The organism is Paenibacillus sp. JCM 18996 (genome assembly GCF_055392555.1).
This window is the reverse complement of the sequence record NZ_AP043884.1, coordinates 1,060,958-1,077,340: the sequence shown is the minus strand read 5'-3', so window position 1 is coordinate 1,077,340 and position 16,383 is coordinate 1,060,958. Positions and strand designations below refer to the sequence as shown.

The following is a 16,383-nucleotide window of genomic DNA, read 5'->3' as shown; positions in this document are numbered from 1 at the left end:
GGGCCGCCGAACGCGCACATTATTAGTGTGATATGGCTGGCCAGCAGGATGTGAGTTTTTCGAAGAAACATTAACAATCTATTCATATTGCGTTAACGCTGGGAAAACCTTTCGCTATTAAAGTAGAAATAGGAAAACAAGTTTGACGGTGGATTGAGAAACAGGATTTTTTTTTTGATAACTTAATCAATCCATTTGATTTACTAAGTTCCGACACAATTATTTGAGGGGGATTACCTTGAAAAAAGCTTTTTCACTTTCATTAGCCAGTTTGTTATTGACCGGCAGTTTAATCGGCTGCTCGGGCGGTGCGGGCCAGGGACAGAACGGGGCGGCATCCAACACTAAAGGAAACACGTCAACGTCCAACGAGAAAGTAAAGTTGTCGTATTTCAGCTTTGATCCCTCCCAGGAGAAAACTCTCAACGAGCTTATCCAAAAGTTCAACCAGGAAAATCCGAACATCGAAGTGTCGGTGCAGACCCAGAAACCCGGGGATTACTGGCCGAAGGTTAGTGCCATGGCTGCTGCGGGCAATGCTCCTGACGTATTCGACATGAGCTCCGGTTTCGTGGACGAGTGGGCTTCCAAAGGCTTGCTGTACGATATACAAAAAATGGTCGACCGCGATATCAAAGCTGACGATTATTACACAAGCGTCTTTAAAGCGGTGCGTTATCCGGATAAGGAAAAAGGCGATATGTACGCTTTTCCATACGCATGGGTGACCACAGTGCTTTATTACAATAAAGATATGTTCGACAAGGCGCAGCTTGCCTACCCGAACGATAAATGGACTTGGGACGATTTCCTGAGTGCGGCCAAGAAGCTGACACTGGATACGAACGGCGATGGCAAGACGGATCAATGGGGCTTTTGGTTCTTTGGCCGCTATGCGCATATTGAACCCTGGTTGTATCAAAATGACGGCGATATCCTGAACAAGGACAAGACGCAGTTTGCAGTGAATGAAAACGGCAAGGAAGCTCTGAAGTTTTTGACCGACCTGACTGTAAAGCATAAAGTTTCCCCGACACCGAAGGAAATGAAGGGAATCAAGCAGGAGGATGTATTCCCGCTCGGCAAAGCGGCGATGTGGGTCGACGGTTCGTTCGCGATGGCTAATATCCGCAAGGTCGGCGGCGATAACCTGAAATGGGGAATGACCACCATCCCCAAGGGACCGCACTTCAAGGAGCAGGTGACGTACGGTTGGCCGGACAACCTGGCTATTGCCAAGAGCAGCAAGCATCCGGAGGAAGCATGGAAGTTTATCCAGTTTATGTCCGGCAAGTCCAGAGGAGCCGACAATTACCAAGGCGGCAAAGTGCCGATCTACAAACCTGTGGCTCTGTCCAAAGAATGGCTTGAGACGGACAAGCAGCCTGACAATAAAAGCATGATTTTGGAACAAGGCAAATACGTAGGCCGCAACTCCTATACGAAGGCATGGTCCGAATGGCGGGGTTACGGCGCGGCGGAAGGCTCCGGCTTGAACGGGGAGCTGGATCAGGTGTTGGATGGAGCGAAAAGCTTTGATGACGCCATGGCAAGCGTAACGAAATTCGCCAACGATATTTTGAACCGTAAATAAAAGTATTTGCTTGAATATAGAGGGAGGTTCCTCCGGGAATCTCCTCTCCTATTTAGGGACAAGGAAGTGAACTGATTGAGGCATTATAAATTTCACGCGTATATTTTTCTTCTCCCGACCTTGATCGGTTTGCTGTTTTTCAGATTGATACCGATCGTCGTTTCGATCGCGGCCAGCTTTACGAGCTGGGATATTTATTCTCCACCGAAGTGGGTCGGCCTGGCAAATTATGTGGAGATGTTTCACTCGAAAGATTTTTGGAAAGTCATTCAGCATACATTGACATTCTCCGCTTTTTTTACAGTGGGGGTATGCACGATCGGGCTGTTGTTCGCAGTGCTTTTGAATGAGAAGCTGAGAGGGATAAGCTTTTTTCGCTCCTTGTTCTTTTTACCCGTTATAACGTCCGTTATCGCAATCGGCATTATGTGGGACTGGATTTTGAGCCCTCAATACGGCATTTTAAACTCCTTGCTGACGCATGTATGGCACGGCTCGCAGCTGCCGTCCTGGCTGGGAGACCCGAAGTATGCGCTCGGCACCTTGGTCAGCGTCTATATCTGGAAATCGGTCGGTTATCAGATGATCATTTATTTGGCGGGACTGCAGCATATTCCGGGAGAGCTGAAGGAAGCGGTAAAGATGGATGGGGCCGGTCCGGTGCGCTCGTTTTTTTCGGTCACCCTGCCGCTGTTGACGCCGACGATCTTTTTCGTGGTAATCATTACCATCATTGAATCGTTCCATACGTTCGACATCACCTATGCCATGACCAAAGGCGGGCCTTATCAGTCGACGACAACGCTGTCTTATTTTATTTACCAGAACGCATTCGTCCATTACCGGATGGGATTCGCGTCCAGCTTGGCTTATGTCATGTTCTTCCTGACGCTGATTGTAACGTGGGTGAACTTCGTATTGAAGAAAAGGTGGGTGAATTACGGATGAAGCGCGGAAGACAAATGAAAAAATGGTTCATTTACCTCTTCTTGGTCCTTTACAGTGTGACTACATTGTTTCCTTTTGTGTGGATGCTGCTGTCCTCGTTCAAATCGTCGGGCGCCATCTTTGAAATGCCGCCGCGCCTCATTCCCGACCGGTTGTTTCAACCGGGGATGTGGGACAGTTATGTCGTCGTACTGAAGGAGCATCATTTTCTCAGGTATTTGGGCAACAGCGCTTTGATCTCCACTACGGCATCGCTTGGGCAGCTGCTTACCTGTTCTCTTGCAGCCTTCGCGTTTGCCCGAATGTCGTTTCGGGGCAAAGGCTGGATTTTCTCGCTGCTTGTTGCGACGATGATGGTTCCTATGGAGGTCACAATCATCCCGGAGTTTCTCATGTTCTCCAAGCTCGGGTGGCTGGATACTTATGCTCCGCTTATCGTGCCGTCTCTTCTGGTAGGGGCGTTCGGAACGTTTATGCTGCGCGAGTTTTTTGCCAGTGTTCCCGCCAGCCTGGAGGAAGCGGCCATTATCGACGGGTGTTCTCCTTACCGTGTGTACGGAAATATTTTTCTTCCTTTGGCTAAGCCGGCGTTGGCTACGCTGTTCATTATCGCCTTCATGAATAACTGGAACGAAATGCTTCGTCCGGTGCTTTATATTCAATCGCCAAGCCTTCGGACGCTGACGCTGGGGCTCTCGCAATTCCAATCGGAATACAACACGAACTGGTCCCTGCTTCTTGCGGGTTCCGTCATCACCATTCTGCCGCTGATCGTGGTCTACTTGTTCAACCAAAAATATATTATAGAAGGGACCATGACCTCCGGCGTAAAAGGATGAATTAATAATTCTGACAGGACTGTTGCTTAATGGCTTATTTTGTTTATTTAATACTGAGTTTAGCTGTTTTTCTGCTTCTGTTCATGGTATGGATTCACACTGCGCCCCTGCGGAAGGAAGCGGCGGACGCCATGGTCATCCTCGGCTTCCAATGCGATAACGACCGGATTCATCCGCTTCTGGAGGAACGGCTTTCGGTTGCGTTAGAGCTCATGCGTTCCTATCCTTTTAAAAAAATAATTCTGACCGGCGGAGCGGTCACTTCCTCCAAGACCGAAGCCGATATAATGAAAGAGTACTTGGTGCAACGCGGCGTGGAAGAGGATCGGATCGTGCTGGACAAAGAGGCAATGGATACGCTCCAAAATATTGACAACTGCAGAAAAATCATGGAGTTCCATCGGCTTACGACATGTATGCTGATTTCAAATTCTTTTCATATACGCAGGATCCGTTATATAGCGAGGGAAGCGGGTTTTTCCTGTTCATTTTTCTCTGACAGGAGTTTGCGCGCCGTAAGCAGGCAAATCTATCGGACGCTGCATGAGCTTAAAGCCTTTGCCACCACATATAAGGCGATTAAGAAGCGGAAGGGTTCCGTCAAATGGAGTTGATTAAATGATGCAGGTTTATACGATAAAAGGCACCGGCAGCTTAAACGAAGATGCGCTGATAGTCAATGAAAAGGACAGCGTATACGGTGTGGCCGACGGTGCCACTTCGCTCATCGACTATCGGGATGAATTCGGGCTTACAGGCGGTTACTTAGCCTCGCAACTGCTGGCTTTGCATCTGCAGAAAGTACCGTACGATACCCGTTTGGAGGAGGTCGCCATCCGGGCGAATGCTGCGCTGCGTCAAAGCATGCTCAGCGCGGGCATCGATATAGAGGATAAACGGCAGCTCTGGTCCGCCGCTTTTGTGTATTTCCGGGTAAGGGATACGTACGTCGAATATGTCCAGGCCGGAGATTGTATGCTGTTTGCCAAATATGCGGACGGTACGTACCGGCAGGTAACCCATGACCAGGTGGCCCATGCCGACCGGGTCACGCTTCAAAAACGCGCAGAGGCAATCGCCAAAGGCATCACAGAACCGGCAAAAATCCGTGAATATCTATATCCGACGCTCTGTGAAAACAGGAGAAAAGCGAATACGCCGGAAGGATATGCCGTTATGAACGGCGAAATCAATTTAGACCTTTATATGGAAGCAGGCCGGCTCAGCCGGGCATGTTTAACCAGGCTCTATGCCGTTACGGATGGTTTGTTTCACTGCTTGGAGGGGGCGTCGCCGCAAGAAACGTGGACACGGATGCTGGCCGAAATAGACAACCAGGGTCTGGCAGCCTACGCCGAAGGCTTGGTTCGACTTGAACAAGAAGATCCGGACTGCTCTAAATATCCAAGGCTGAAGGTTTCGGATGACAAGACCGGTGTCGTCCTTGATCTCCGGTAACAATCCCTAAATATTGTAATGAAAGGTCTTTATTCCTATGTTTGATAACACTCGAAGCCAACAGCTGATGAAAAATATGAACCAGCAGAAGGTGCTTCATCTGATTTATAGCACAGGAAGCATCTCCAGAGTCGAATTGGCGGAAAAAACCGGTTTAACCCAGCAGACGATCACTAATATCGTCAATCGTCTGCTTCAGGAGCACGCCGTCGTGGAAGGCACACCGGCAGCCTCGGCAGGAGGGCGCAAGCCCATCCCGCTCAGTATCAACCACGGGAACCTTTATGCAGTCGGTGTCGAAGTAGCTGTCAAAAGAGTCCGGGCAGTGCTCCATAATTTTCAGCGTGAAACCATTGATGCAGCCGAGGTGCATGTCGACTCTTTCCGCGACGAAGGCCATACGCTGGAGTGTGTGAAAGAAGCGGTGGACAGGGTAATTGCGAAGATCGGCACACCTGAACTGATCAAAGGAATCGGCCTCAGCATCCAGGGGATGGTGGATTCCAGGCAGGGTGTAGTGCTGTACTCGGAAAGATTACGGTGGAAGCAGTACGCTCTACGAGAACAGCTTGGGCTTGTGTACCCGTTCCCGATTCATATCGAAAATGATGTAAACATCATGGCCCTGGTTGAAAATATGGACGGTCTGCTGTTTTCCTCGGAAAACAATATTACCTGCAAGCTGGATCAAGGTATTGGAGGAGCTGTCGTCTGCGGCAAGCAGCTGCAGGCGGGTTCGTCTTACGTTGCCGGCGAGTTCGGACATTACAAAGCTTTCAATGGACACGAGGCCCGGCTTTGCCATTGCAGGGGCTATGGGTGCCTGACCACCGTGGCGTCGATCGGCGGCATGGAGGATGTGACAGGCCTTAAGTTCTCCGAGATAGTGGAGCGTCTGCGCGGCGGCGATGAACGGATAGCCGGTCTCTTTACCGCCGCGGGGGAGGCTGTCGCCCTGGCTTTGGCCAATATGGTGACGTTCATGAATCCCGACCATGTGCTCTTGACCGGACGGATCGTCGAGGAGGCGGGCTTCATGCTCCTGCCAATGATCGAAGCACTGATGATGCGGAACATTCCGGAGCATTGCCGCGACGTCCGCCTCGTATATAAGGATCATTTAGCCGACGGCGCGGGCATGGCGGCGGCACTGGTGATCAAGCAAACGTTCGCCGCTCCGGTTAATACGCTGTCATATTAATTCAGCTTGTTTATCGCCGGTAGCATAGCCGTAATTGAAGCTGATTCGCCAATACAGGCTTTGAAACCTACGCGCCTTCGGCTGGACTTACCGGAATTGCACCTCGTTGCCGCCGGTTGGCTTAGCGGAATTTTTTTCCGTTAAAGCGGTATTTCCCGGAGATTCCCAAAATTAGCGGAATTGGCTGCCGTTATTATCTCGGATTTCTGGCAAAAACCCTCAAAAGTATCGTTTGCACAAAAAATAGAGGAATAATCTTCCTCTATTTTTTGTGATGCCTCCCAAACCGAAGAATAAAGGAAAAAAACCTCTAAGCCGGTTTTATCTTGCGTTGGTTACGTCGCCTAACACCCAGATGCCTTGAAATCGAATAAGGCCGGAAGTTTTACAGCATACTAGGTAGCGGCGGAACTAATATTCACCAAGGTAAAGACATACATGGAGGATAAAAAATGAAGAAGTCATTGTATGGATTAATGCTTTCCATTATTTTATGCTGCCTGTTAGCCGTACCCGTTTTGGCAGAACCAGTCGTACCGTCCAAGCAAAATCAGAACACAGTCAACGCTGAAACCGAGTCGTACTCCTCGGGCAGAGGAAGTTACCGATCTCCTTCCGGTTCGTTTACAGGGGGAAACAGAGGAGGGGCGGGACCCGGCTACAGTACAGGGCCAAGGGCGCCTTCACCGGATGTGGCTCGCAATCCAAGGCCAGCCCCGGGGCCGACTCCAAGCCCAGCCGCGCCGACCGGCCGCTGGGGCAGCTTCTTTGGCGGACTTGCGGCCGGATCGTTGCTCGGGCATCTCTTCAATCCTTTCGGCGGGTACGGCTCGGGGGTCGGAGCAGGATTTTCTTTGCTCAGCATCCTGTTTTGGGCTGTTATCTTATACGCAGCTTATAAACTATTTCAAAAATTCAGAGGGAAAAATCGATGAAAATTTTGTTTGACGAACAGGATCTGATCGATGCCGCATGTTTTTTTGCCGCAAGCCGGTTTAATGTCAACATCCAGGACACCAAAGCTGAGTTGAATTATGAAGAAGGCAAAGGAATTTCTGCTGAAGTGACTGTTCAGAACGCACAATACACTCATACGCTCTCCGAGCAGGATCTGATCGACGGATGTGCTATGTACCTGTCCGAGTATCATAATTTCGATCCGCACCGGCTCACCGTTGAACTTGCATTCGAGGAGGAAAAAGGGATTTCGGCGGTCATTGAAAGTCGATAAATAAGCCGTTTGTGATAGAAGCGGAAATATGTTCAGAAAACCCGTCGTCCCGATTTAGGGAGGGGCGGGTTTTCTTTTATAAATTACCATTTATACCAAAAATAGATATATAAACCCAATTAATTAGTTCAAACCACTCTATTTAGTACGCTCGTTATAATATACTATTGATAGTATTAGATGGAATATAAACCAAGAAATGGAGGAGTGATATTCAGCAAAAGCGGTGTTTTTTCGACCTGCATGCTGGAAACGTAATACTGGTTCACATCTAACAATAAGAGAGTGAATATTAGAAATTCTTAATGATGGAGGTATGATTAATGAGAAGTATTAAATTTTTTTGTATAACCTTGTTATTGCTGGTTTTTGGTGGAATTTTCGCTGGTTCAGCTTTTGCAGCAGGAGGTTCCAAAATTTGTGATAACGACCCTTGGAGTAGTGGTTGTTCAGCAACTCAATATGGTACTTGGAGATTGATATCTGTCGGTTATTCTGGTGATTCTAGGGTACAGTTTACAAGTGATCAGACCAGTGGCAGTAAATATCTTTATGGTTTAAGTAGTGGCCTTACAAGTTCTATTTCACTAAATTATTGGGCATATCTTAATAGCAGTTACGCTACCTGTAATTACGCTGAGTATGACACAGTAAGTGGATACTTAACAACAATTGATCAAAATCTTGCGGCTCCAGGGTGGAATTATCTTGGCAGTGACCGAGATTATGGGGCGGTTCCATTGTCAGTACACGCATCTATAGCAAACGGAGATCTTACCGCCGATGCTGTGCAAATTTCGTGGTAGGGGTGAATAACATGAAAAAACATGTGAAGATAATTAGTGTTACAGCCGTTGCATTACTCGTAACAGGAATTGTTGTTGGTTATTGTAAATTCTCTGCAAACACTGCAGCTGCATCTAATCAAACAGAAGGAAAAATTATCAGAGAAAAAATGCTTAATGCAATTGATAATTATTCCTATGCTAAAGGGTCCTTTGTCTCAACGAGTTCAACTGGTGTTTCTAATCAAGTAGAATTTGAAGTTGAGGAAGGCAAGAACCCTGGTAGTAAAGTAACCGTAAAAGGTCAAGATGGGAAGATTTTGGCTTCGATTATCAGTGACGCGGATAGTGTTGTAAATAAAAATGAAACAGACAAATCCTTTACGAAACAACCTAAAGTCAAATGGGATACTCCGCCTGGTAGTCGTAAGTTTAAACATGCTGATGGTAATAACGCTTATGTATATCGACCGGATCCTGCTTCAGCTGGAATAGCTGCCGAGATAACCTTCCCTCAACAGATTGCTTTTTGGCTAGATGATGATGAGGCAAATTATGCAGTGTCCGGACATGAGAAGCTCTTTGGAAGAGACGCAACTGTCATCACGGGAACTATGTTAAAATCTATGCAAACGAAAGCTAAAAGCTTTGTTATGCATATTGATACAGAAACAGGAGTATTGCTTGGACTAGAGACCACGAATTCGAATGGAACACCATCGATTTCTTCCAAAGTCCAAAATATTACCATAGACAAAAAGCAGCATAACAGTATATTTGACACTTCCACTGCGCCAATTGGATATCAAGAAAAAGTAAGAGAGGATTTAAAAAAGCTGGTAAATAAATAATCTCGGGAAAAGGAAAAACGGCACTGTCGTCACTGTGAACTGTGACGCGAACAGAGCCGTTTTTTTGTTATTGTTCTACTAAACATCGGTACGAACAGAGCAGGAAATGTTCCTCGTCAATGGGTCTGTTTATCAGCAGGTTTCCGGGTAAGCTCAGTCAGCATTTGTTCTATCCGCTTCAACTGCTTTTGCATCTCTACGTTTTCCTGTTCCGCCTTGTAATTAATGGCAAAATCGATCATGGCTTCATGTTTATCCCTTGCCGCCTGCCGATTCTGGCTCATCAGAATAACAGGAGCCTGAAAGCCGGCAAGAAAGGAAAGAAACAAATTGAGCAGAATGAACGGAGCGGGATCGAAATGCGGCAGGAAAGGTACCGTGTTCCAAATAATCCAACCAACCAGAAAACAAGCGAAGAGAACTATAAATGTCCAGCTTCCTCCGAAGGCGGCCATGTTGTCAGCCAATTTTTCCGCCCACGTGTATTTCTTTTTTTGCTCTATGGACAGCCTTGACTTGATATTTCCTTTATATTCGGTGATCAGTTTTTCAACCCTTTTAATATGCTGCTCATTCAACTTGTGTATGTCTTCTTCTTCGTTCTCCAACGTGTCGATAATTGAAATTTCGTCATCTACAATAGAACGTATTGTCTGCTTCTCTTCATCCTTGAACATAACAGCACACCTCCCTTTTTATAAAATTAAACAGATTCGCTGAGCCAGAAACAAGGCGGAGGTTGGTCCGGCTGTCTTACTTCCGTGCAAAAGGTTCTTAGAAATGTTTATTCACTTCTAATCGGTTCGATTGAAATAATAGAGTTATAAAACGAAAAGGAGGCTTCAGAGCTTATGGCCACTGAGCTGCGTTTCAGACAGGTGCATTTGGATTATCATACAAGCCCCGATATTCCGGGAATAGGCAGCGAGTTCGATGCCGAGCAATTTACCCAAACTTTGGAGCAGGCGAGGGTGGACTCGATCACTTGCTTCGCCCGCTGCCACCATGGCATGCTTTATTACGATTCTCAAGCGAATCCAGAGCGCGTTCACCCCAATCTCAAGAATAAGAATTTGCTAAAAGAACAGATTGAAGCCTGTCATAAGCGCAATATCCGTGTTCCTGTCTACATTACCGTGCAGTGGGACCATTTTACGGCGGAGCGGCATCCCGAATGGCTTGCTTTGGACGAGAAGGGCAATCCCATAGGGACGCCTGTGTACGAAGCCGGTTTCTACCGTCATCTTTGCGTAAATACGCCTTATCGGGATTTTCTCAAGCAGCATACGAAAGAAGTCCTCGATATGTTCGACGTTGATGGCCTTTTCTACGATATCGTGAAAACGGTAGATTGTTCCTGCAAATACTGCCGGGCGGGCATAGAAGAAAAAGGACTTGACCCTGTTAAATCTTCCGAACGGCTTCAGTATGCGGCAGAGATGATAGACGATTTTAAGCGCGATATTACGGCTTTTGTAAGGGAGTACAATAAAGACTGCACGATTTTCTACAACAAGGGCCATGTAGGCGTTGCCGACAAGGCGTCCGCTGCAGCGTTCAGCCATTTTGAGCTAGAGTCTTTGCCGAGCGGCGGCTGGGGATATATGCATTTTCCGCTGGCGATGCGGTATGCGCGCAACCTGGGGCAAGACTGCCTGGGTATGACCGGCAAATTCCACACCTCATGGGGAGATTTCCACTCCTTCAAAAACCGGGCGGCATTGGAATTCGAATGCTTTAACATGCTCTCGCTGAATGCGAAATGCAGCATCGGCGACCAGTTGGACCCGGGCGGCAAAATCTCTGCCTCGGTGTATGACCTGATTGGCGCGGTATACAGCCAGGTCGAGCAAAAAGAGCCATGGTGCGTCAAGGCTAAAGCGGTGAGCGACATCGGAGTGCTGACGCCGGAAGAATTCAGCGAGACGGAGCTAAGAATGCCACCGGCAGCCATGGGCGTCACCCGCATGCTGCAGGAAAGCGCTCATCAATTTGACATCGTTGACAGCGAAAGCGATTTTTCCCGTTTCAAAGTATTGATCCTGCCCGATAATATCCCGGTATCCGCGAAATTCGCTGACAAGCTTGATGAGTTTGCGGCTTCCGGGGGAGCAGTGATCGCTTCCTTTGAGTCCGGCTTGAACGCGCAAAAAACGGAGGTCGCATGGAAGGGGCTGGGAATCGAACTGTGTGAGCAGCCAACTCGGGATTTAAACGGTAATCTGGTGCGGGGCAGACATTACGGCAGTAATGATTACGTGGATTATATATTACCGCAGGGGATCATTGGAGCCGGACTGCCGCAAACGGAGCATGCCATGTATTTGAAGGGTGTCCAGGTTGAAGCGCAGGTAGGAAGCGAAGTGCTTGCCCCGGTGATCAAATCTTATTTCAACCGCACATATAGACATTTCTGCTCTCACCGGCAAACGCCGTCCTCAGGGGAAGTGGAGAGCGCAGGTATTGTAAAAATGGATAATGTCATCTATTTCGCCCATCCGATCTTTACACAGTACCAGCAAAATGCGCCGCGTTGGTGCAAGCAGCTGTTTTTGAACGCGCTCAAGATGCTTTTGCCTGAGCCGGTGCTAACGCACAACGGGCCCAGCACCATGCTGGCCACGGTAAACGAACAAAGCGCAGACAACCGGTGGGTAGTGCATCTGCTGCATTATATTCCTGAGCGCAGAAGCGCGGATATCGATATCATCGAGGATGTGATCCCGTTGCATGATGTCAAACTTAGTGTGAGAGCCGAGGGTGTAAAATCCGTCACCTGCGTACCGGAACAGCAGCCTTTGGCTTTTGACAGTGCCGACGGGCGCATCGAATTTACGCTTCCCAAGCTGAACGGACATCAGATGATTTCAATCCAGTATTAATGAAATGGTGCGAAGGCAGCAGGCTGTTGGGCGACCGCTCAACGGCCGTTATTAAGTTTTGTTTAATTATTATTGGAACATATTGACATTAAATTTCACCTTATATTAGAATAATAAATGGAAACGCATACATAAAAATGTAATGGATTACATAAAAGACAAATAATAAAACAAAGGAGGAGGCCCTTTATGCGCAATGTTACGATGGACGATGTTGCTAAGCAGTGCAAATTGTCCGTAGCGACAGTGTCCCGGGTTTATTCCAATCCCGATAAGGTCTCCCTTAAAAATCGCGAGAAGGTTTTTCGCGCCATTGAGGAGCTTCAGTACCAGCCTAATGCTCTGGCGCGCAATCTTAGAAAGCTGCAAACCAACACAATCCTGGTTGTTATCCCCAACATCATGAACACTTTTTTTTCTTATATTTTAAAATCCATACAGAGGACAGCATTTAAAAACGGTTACCGGGTACTGTTGGGAGATACGGATTCATCAGCGGAGATGGAAGAAAAATATTTGCAATTGCTGCAGCAAAAACTGGTTGACGGTGTCATCTTATTGTACCCCCGCACCCATCCAACCATAATACAGAATATTGCAGAAAAACATCCTTTTGTTATTGTTGGACATCCACTTCCTGATACTGATATTCCCTTTGTGATTAACAATAATCGCTTAAGCTCACGAATGGCAACCGAGCATTTGATTAAATTGGGACATCGCCGAATCGCACATTTTTCCGGTCCCTTAAAACTTTCCATCAGCCTGGAGCGGCAGAAAGGATACCTGTCGGCAATGGAGGACCATGGGTTAAATATTGATGAAACATTGGTGTGCGAGGGGGATTTTTATCTTGAATCCGGATATGACTTGGCGCTAAAACTGCTCGCTTTAACAAATCCGCCAACTGCGTTGGTTGCGGCAAGCGATGAAATGGCGATTGGAGCTATAAAGGCCACGAGAAAATTAGGGTTCTCGGTACCCGGCGATTTTGCTGTAATAGGGTTTGACGACATTAAGATGGCATCTATATCCGAGCCGCCGCTCACTACGATGGCTCAGCCTAAAGAGGACCTTGCGAGAGAGTCCACTGAAATGCTGCTGAAGATTATTAAAGGGGAAACGTTAAAGAGCAATCACGTATTTCTTCAGGACGAACTCATTATACGCAATTCTTGCGGCGCCGGTTTAGTTTAATACGGTGAAAATGTAATCGATTACAATGTAATCGATTACAAAACATACTATTGAATTTTCAAGGAGGTGGTGGATCTCTAGGCAGCGTTTTCAGAAACAGAGCTTTCGCATGCTATTTATCTAATATCCACAGGAGGGTCTTTCCAATGAAAAAAGCCATTGTATTGTCCAGCATTCTGTCCCTGGCGCTTGCGGGTTGCAGCAGTTCAACAACGCTTTCGGGCAAGCAGGGGAACGCGCCGGGAACAACGCCCGATAGCAAATCGGCGGAAGCAGGCAAAAGCGGAGATAAGAAAACTTTGGAGTTTTGGTATATCGATCCCGGCGAGAAGGAAAAGGTGTATTTGGAAGCGGTTGAGCGATTCAAAAAGAAGCATCCGGATGTCGAGGTGAAAACCCTGCAAACGCCTAACGATACTTACAAACAAAAATTTGCAGTAGCGATGTCCGGAGGCAATCCCCCGGATGTGTTTCATTCCTGGGGCGGCGGATGGCTTAAAGAATTTGTGAATCAAGGCAACGTGCTTGAAATCACGAATAAATTCGATGCCAACACGATCAGCAAGCAGGCTTTAGACAATTCTACCTTTGACGGCAAAGTATACGGTTTGCCACTGGGTCTATCTATTGCTGAAATGTGGTACAACAAAGACATTTTCGCCAAATATAATTTGAAGCCGCCCGCGACGTGGGAAGAATTTATAAATGTAGTCGATACACTAAAGAAAAATAAAGTGATCCCGATTGCGTTGGCTAACCAACCGAAATGGCCGGGTGCTTATTATCTAATGTATTTGGCGGATCGTGCGGAAGGTTCGGACTTGTTCCTGGGCGCTTTCCAGCGTAAGGGACGGGGATTTGACGATCCAGGCTATATAAAAGCTGGTCAATATATTCAAGAGCTTTCAAAAAAAGAGGCTTTCAACAAAGGATTCAACGGAATTCCTTATGATGCGGGCCAGGGCCGTCAGCTTCTATACACGGAGCAAGCGGCTATGATGCTGATGTCGAATGCATTAGTAAACAATGTCCGACAGGAAGCGCCGAATTTTGAGAAAAAATTGGATTATTTCAGCTTCCCTACACTGCCCGGCGGCAAGGGGGACCCTTCCAGCCTTCAAGGTGCGACAGCTCCGGTCTGGTCGGTATCCAAGAAATCGAAAAACCCTGAGTTGGCCATCGAATTGATCAAAGAATTGACTAATCTGGAAACGGCGCAAGCTTATTCTGATCGCACAGCATCTCCTGTTGCAATCAAAGGAGTCACCTACAAAGATGAATACGCCAAACGACTGGCTGATGCGGTAAATAATGCAAAATCCATTTTCTGGCCTTACGACCAGACTCTTCCAGCGGAACTGGCCGAACTGCATAAGGATACCACCCAGGCGCTGTTCGGATTGTCAATTACCCCTGAAGAGGCTGCTAAAAAAATGGAAGACAAAGCAAAGCAAGTATTGAAGTAGTGCCGGCGGGGAGGAAACTCCCCACCTGTCTTTATATCATTGAAGGGATGTGAGACCTTGGAACAAGTCAATTACAGTAAACCCGCAGTATCGGTTACCTCGGCGAAAAGAAAAAACTTTGATAAAAATTTGACCATCTGCTTATTTCTGGCTCCCGCGGTACTAATCTATATCATTTATATTTTGTATCCTATTTTTGGGACATTTGAATATAGTTTGTTCAATTGGAAGGGCGGGGCGGATAAAACATTTGTCGGGCTTCAGAATTATAAGCAGCTCTTTGCCGATGCAGTTTTCTGGCAGGGTCTTCTGAATAACGTCAAAGTCATCTTGACCTCTGTATTTCTTCAAATCCCTTTGGGATTGATCATGGCTTTGATTTTATTTGCTCCTATTCGCGGAAGGCGTTTTTTTCAAACGATCTACTTTATGCCCTTTTTGATGTCTACTGTAGCGATAGGCTTGCTCTGGGTCTTTATGTTCGATCCCTTGAACGGCGCCGTCAACCGCTTGATTAACCTGTTCGGATTCGAAAATGTAGCCTGGCTTAGCGAAGAGAAGACGGCTATGAGCGCCATTATCTTGGTTATTGTCTGGCAGTATGCTCCTTTTTACATGATCTTGTTCAAAGCCGCAATGGTTGGAATCTCCGAGGAGCTCTATGAGGCGGCAAGCATTGATGGAGCGAGCGCTTGGAGAAAATTTTCCCATATTACTTTTCCATTGCTGATGCCAACGATCGTAACTTCTTCGACTTTGGCTGTAGTAGGTTCATTGAAGGCTTTTGACATCTTTTATATTATGACGGGCGGAGGACCCAACAATAGAACGGAGCTGCTCGGCACCTATATGTATAAGCAAGCTTTCGTTCATTTCAATATGGGTTATGGAAGCGCGATCGCGTTTATGATGTTTCTGTTCGCATTTATCGCCGCTTCGATGATCCAGGTAATGGAAGCCAAACGAAAGAAAAAGGGGGCGGCGTAATGGAAGCGACATTCAAACGGATTCCTTTGTATGTACTTGCGCTCGCGCTGTTGGTGTTTACGGGATACCCGTTTTTATACATGGTTACGACATCTTTTAAAACGCAGGAGCAATTTTTTATCGATCCATTTTCGTTATTCAGCTCGTTTCAATTTGGAAACTACGCGCTCGCGTTTCAGAAAGGCCTGATGAATTATTTCTCCAACAGCGTGATTGTTGCGCTTCTGTCAGTTACCTTAACTGTGCTTATTTCCTCCTTGGCGAGTTACCCGCTTAGCCGGTTAAAGTTTCGTTTCGGCAAACCAATGTTTCTTTTGTTTATTTCCGGTATGATGCTCCCGATTCATTCGACGTTGATTCCTATTTTTATTCTAACCAAGAACGCGGGTCTGATCGACTCCATCGCAGCGTTAATCGGTCCATATGTCGCGTTTAGTTTACCGATTTCCATTTTCATCATGACACAGTTTATGTCAGAACTCCCGCGGGAAGTTGAGGAGGCCGCAGAAATCGACGGCTGCAGCCATCGGAGGATTTTTTGGAGCATCATTCTTCCTATGCTGACGCCCGCGTTAGCCACGATCGTCATTTACAATTTTATTCATATTTGGACGGAGTTTATTTTTGCCCTTGTACTGATCTCCAGTCCTGAGCATATGACGCTTCCTTTGGGAATGCAAAAATTTTACGGCGAATTAACCGTCAATGTCCCGGCGTTAATGGCAGCTTTAACTTTAGCAAGCTTGCCGATACTTATCGTGTATTTTATGGCCCAGGAAAAAATCGTTACAGGTTTGACGGGCGGGGCAGTCAAGTAAGTTACCTCCTATATCGGCCTATTGATAATACGGTCTCCAAAGACAATATTGAATAAAGTGAGGCTGCAGGATCATTATTTGGAGCGTTGATAAAAGAAAAAAGAACTGCGGTATGTCCGATTACAA

At 46.9% G+C, this 16,383-nt stretch carries 16 protein-coding genes; 15 read left to right on the top strand and 1 reads right to left on the bottom strand.

Going from position 1 to position 16,383, the window contains the following annotated elements; all coding sequences use genetic code 11:
• Window positions 1–238 precede the first annotated feature (238 nt).
• The 10 genes from ACZ5N7_RS05255 (at window position 239) to ACZ5N7_RS05210 (ending at window position 8,907) form a co-directional block, all read left to right on the top strand.
• Window positions 239–1,594: an ABC transporter substrate-binding protein gene (locus tag ACZ5N7_RS05255; RefSeq protein ID WP_464658052.1), complete on the top strand. Its 1,356-nt coding sequence runs from the start codon at window positions 239–241 to the stop codon at window positions 1,592–1,594.
• 75 nt (window positions 1,595–1,669) lie between these two features.
• On the top strand, window positions 1,670–2,542 hold the full coding sequence (locus ACZ5N7_RS05250) for a carbohydrate ABC transporter permease (RefSeq protein ID WP_464658050.1): 873 nt from the start codon (window positions 1,670–1,672) through the stop codon (window positions 2,540–2,542).
• Entirely contained in the window at window positions 2,539–3,381 is an 843-nt protein-coding gene (locus ACZ5N7_RS05245) for a carbohydrate ABC transporter permease (RefSeq protein WP_464658048.1), read from the top strand. The genes ACZ5N7_RS05250 and ACZ5N7_RS05245 overlap by 4 nt, the downstream gene beginning before the upstream one ends.
• A 29-nt stretch (window positions 3,382–3,410) precedes the next feature.
• Window positions 3,411–3,995: a YdcF family protein gene (locus ACZ5N7_RS05240; protein ID WP_464658046.1), complete on the top strand. Its 585-nt coding sequence runs from the start codon at window positions 3,411–3,413 to the stop codon at window positions 3,993–3,995.
• 4 nt (window positions 3,996–3,999) lie between these two features.
• Complete coding sequence (locus ACZ5N7_RS05235) at window positions 4,000–4,839, top strand: protein phosphatase 2C domain-containing protein (protein ID WP_464658044.1); 840 nt, start codon at window positions 4,000–4,002, stop codon at window positions 4,837–4,839.
• A 37-nt stretch (window positions 4,840–4,876) separates the two neighbouring features.
• Window positions 4,877–6,040 (top strand): ROK family protein, encoded by a 1,164-nt coding sequence (locus ACZ5N7_RS05230; RefSeq protein WP_464658042.1) that lies wholly within the window; start codon window positions 4,877–4,879, stop codon window positions 6,038–6,040.
• A gap of 452 nt (window positions 6,041–6,492) precedes the next feature.
• Window positions 6,493–6,975 (top strand): hypothetical protein, encoded by a 483-nt coding sequence (locus ACZ5N7_RS05225; protein ID WP_464658040.1) that lies wholly within the window; start codon window positions 6,493–6,495, stop codon window positions 6,973–6,975.
• Entirely contained in the window at window positions 6,972–7,271 is a 300-nt protein-coding gene (locus ACZ5N7_RS05220) for a DUF2653 family protein (protein WP_464658038.1), read from the top strand. Before ACZ5N7_RS05225 ends, ACZ5N7_RS05220 begins: the two co-directional genes overlap by 4 nt.
• A gap of 323 nt (window positions 7,272–7,594) precedes the next feature.
• Window positions 7,595–8,077: a hypothetical protein gene (locus ACZ5N7_RS05215; protein ID WP_464658036.1), complete on the top strand. Its 483-nt coding sequence runs from the start codon at window positions 7,595–7,597 to the stop codon at window positions 8,075–8,077.
• Between the two features lie 11 nt (window positions 8,078–8,088).
• Window positions 8,089–8,907, top strand: coding sequence for a hypothetical protein (locus tag ACZ5N7_RS05210; RefSeq protein ID WP_464658034.1), 819 nt, complete (start codon window positions 8,089–8,091; stop codon window positions 8,905–8,907).
• Window positions 8,908–9,023: 116 nt separating this feature from the next.
• Here the strand turns inward: ACZ5N7_RS05210 and ACZ5N7_RS05205 are convergent, their stop codons facing one another.
• On the bottom strand, window positions 9,024–9,584 hold the full coding sequence (locus tag ACZ5N7_RS05205; RefSeq protein WP_464658032.1) for a DUF1003 domain-containing protein: 561 nt from the start codon (window positions 9,582–9,584) through the stop codon (window positions 9,024–9,026).
• 174 nt (window positions 9,585–9,758) lie between these two features.
• On the opposite strand from ACZ5N7_RS05205, the gene ACZ5N7_RS05200 reads away from it, so the two are divergent.
• The 5 genes from ACZ5N7_RS05200 (at window position 9,759) to ACZ5N7_RS05180 (ending at window position 16,257) form a co-directional block, all read left to right on the top strand.
• The gene (locus tag ACZ5N7_RS05200) at window positions 9,759–11,789 is read left to right on the top strand and encodes an alpha-amylase family protein (protein ID WP_464658030.1); all 2,031 of its coding nucleotides are present in this window, start codon (window positions 9,759–9,761) and stop codon (window positions 11,787–11,789) included.
• A gap of 189 nt (window positions 11,790–11,978) precedes the next feature.
• Window positions 11,979–12,986 carry a LacI family DNA-binding transcriptional regulator gene (locus tag ACZ5N7_RS05195; protein WP_464658028.1) on the top strand — a complete coding sequence of 336 codons (1,008 nt, stop codon included), beginning with the start codon at window positions 11,979–11,981 and terminating at the stop codon, window positions 12,984–12,986.
• A 146-nt stretch (window positions 12,987–13,132) separates the two neighbouring features.
• Window positions 13,133–14,452, top strand: a complete 1,320-nt coding sequence (locus ACZ5N7_RS05190) for an extracellular solute-binding protein (RefSeq protein ID WP_464658026.1) — start codon at window positions 13,133–13,135, stop codon at window positions 14,450–14,452.
• A 57-nt stretch (window positions 14,453–14,509) separates the two neighbouring features.
• On the top strand, window positions 14,510–15,439 hold the full coding sequence (locus tag ACZ5N7_RS05185) for a carbohydrate ABC transporter permease (protein ID WP_464658024.1): 930 nt from the start codon (window positions 14,510–14,512) through the stop codon (window positions 15,437–15,439).
• On the top strand, window positions 15,439–16,257 hold the full coding sequence (locus ACZ5N7_RS05180) for a carbohydrate ABC transporter permease (RefSeq protein WP_464658022.1): 819 nt from the start codon (window positions 15,439–15,441) through the stop codon (window positions 16,255–16,257). The genes ACZ5N7_RS05185 and ACZ5N7_RS05180 overlap by 1 nt, the downstream gene beginning before the upstream one ends.
• The last annotated feature ends 126 nt before the right edge of the window (window positions 16,258–16,383 follow it).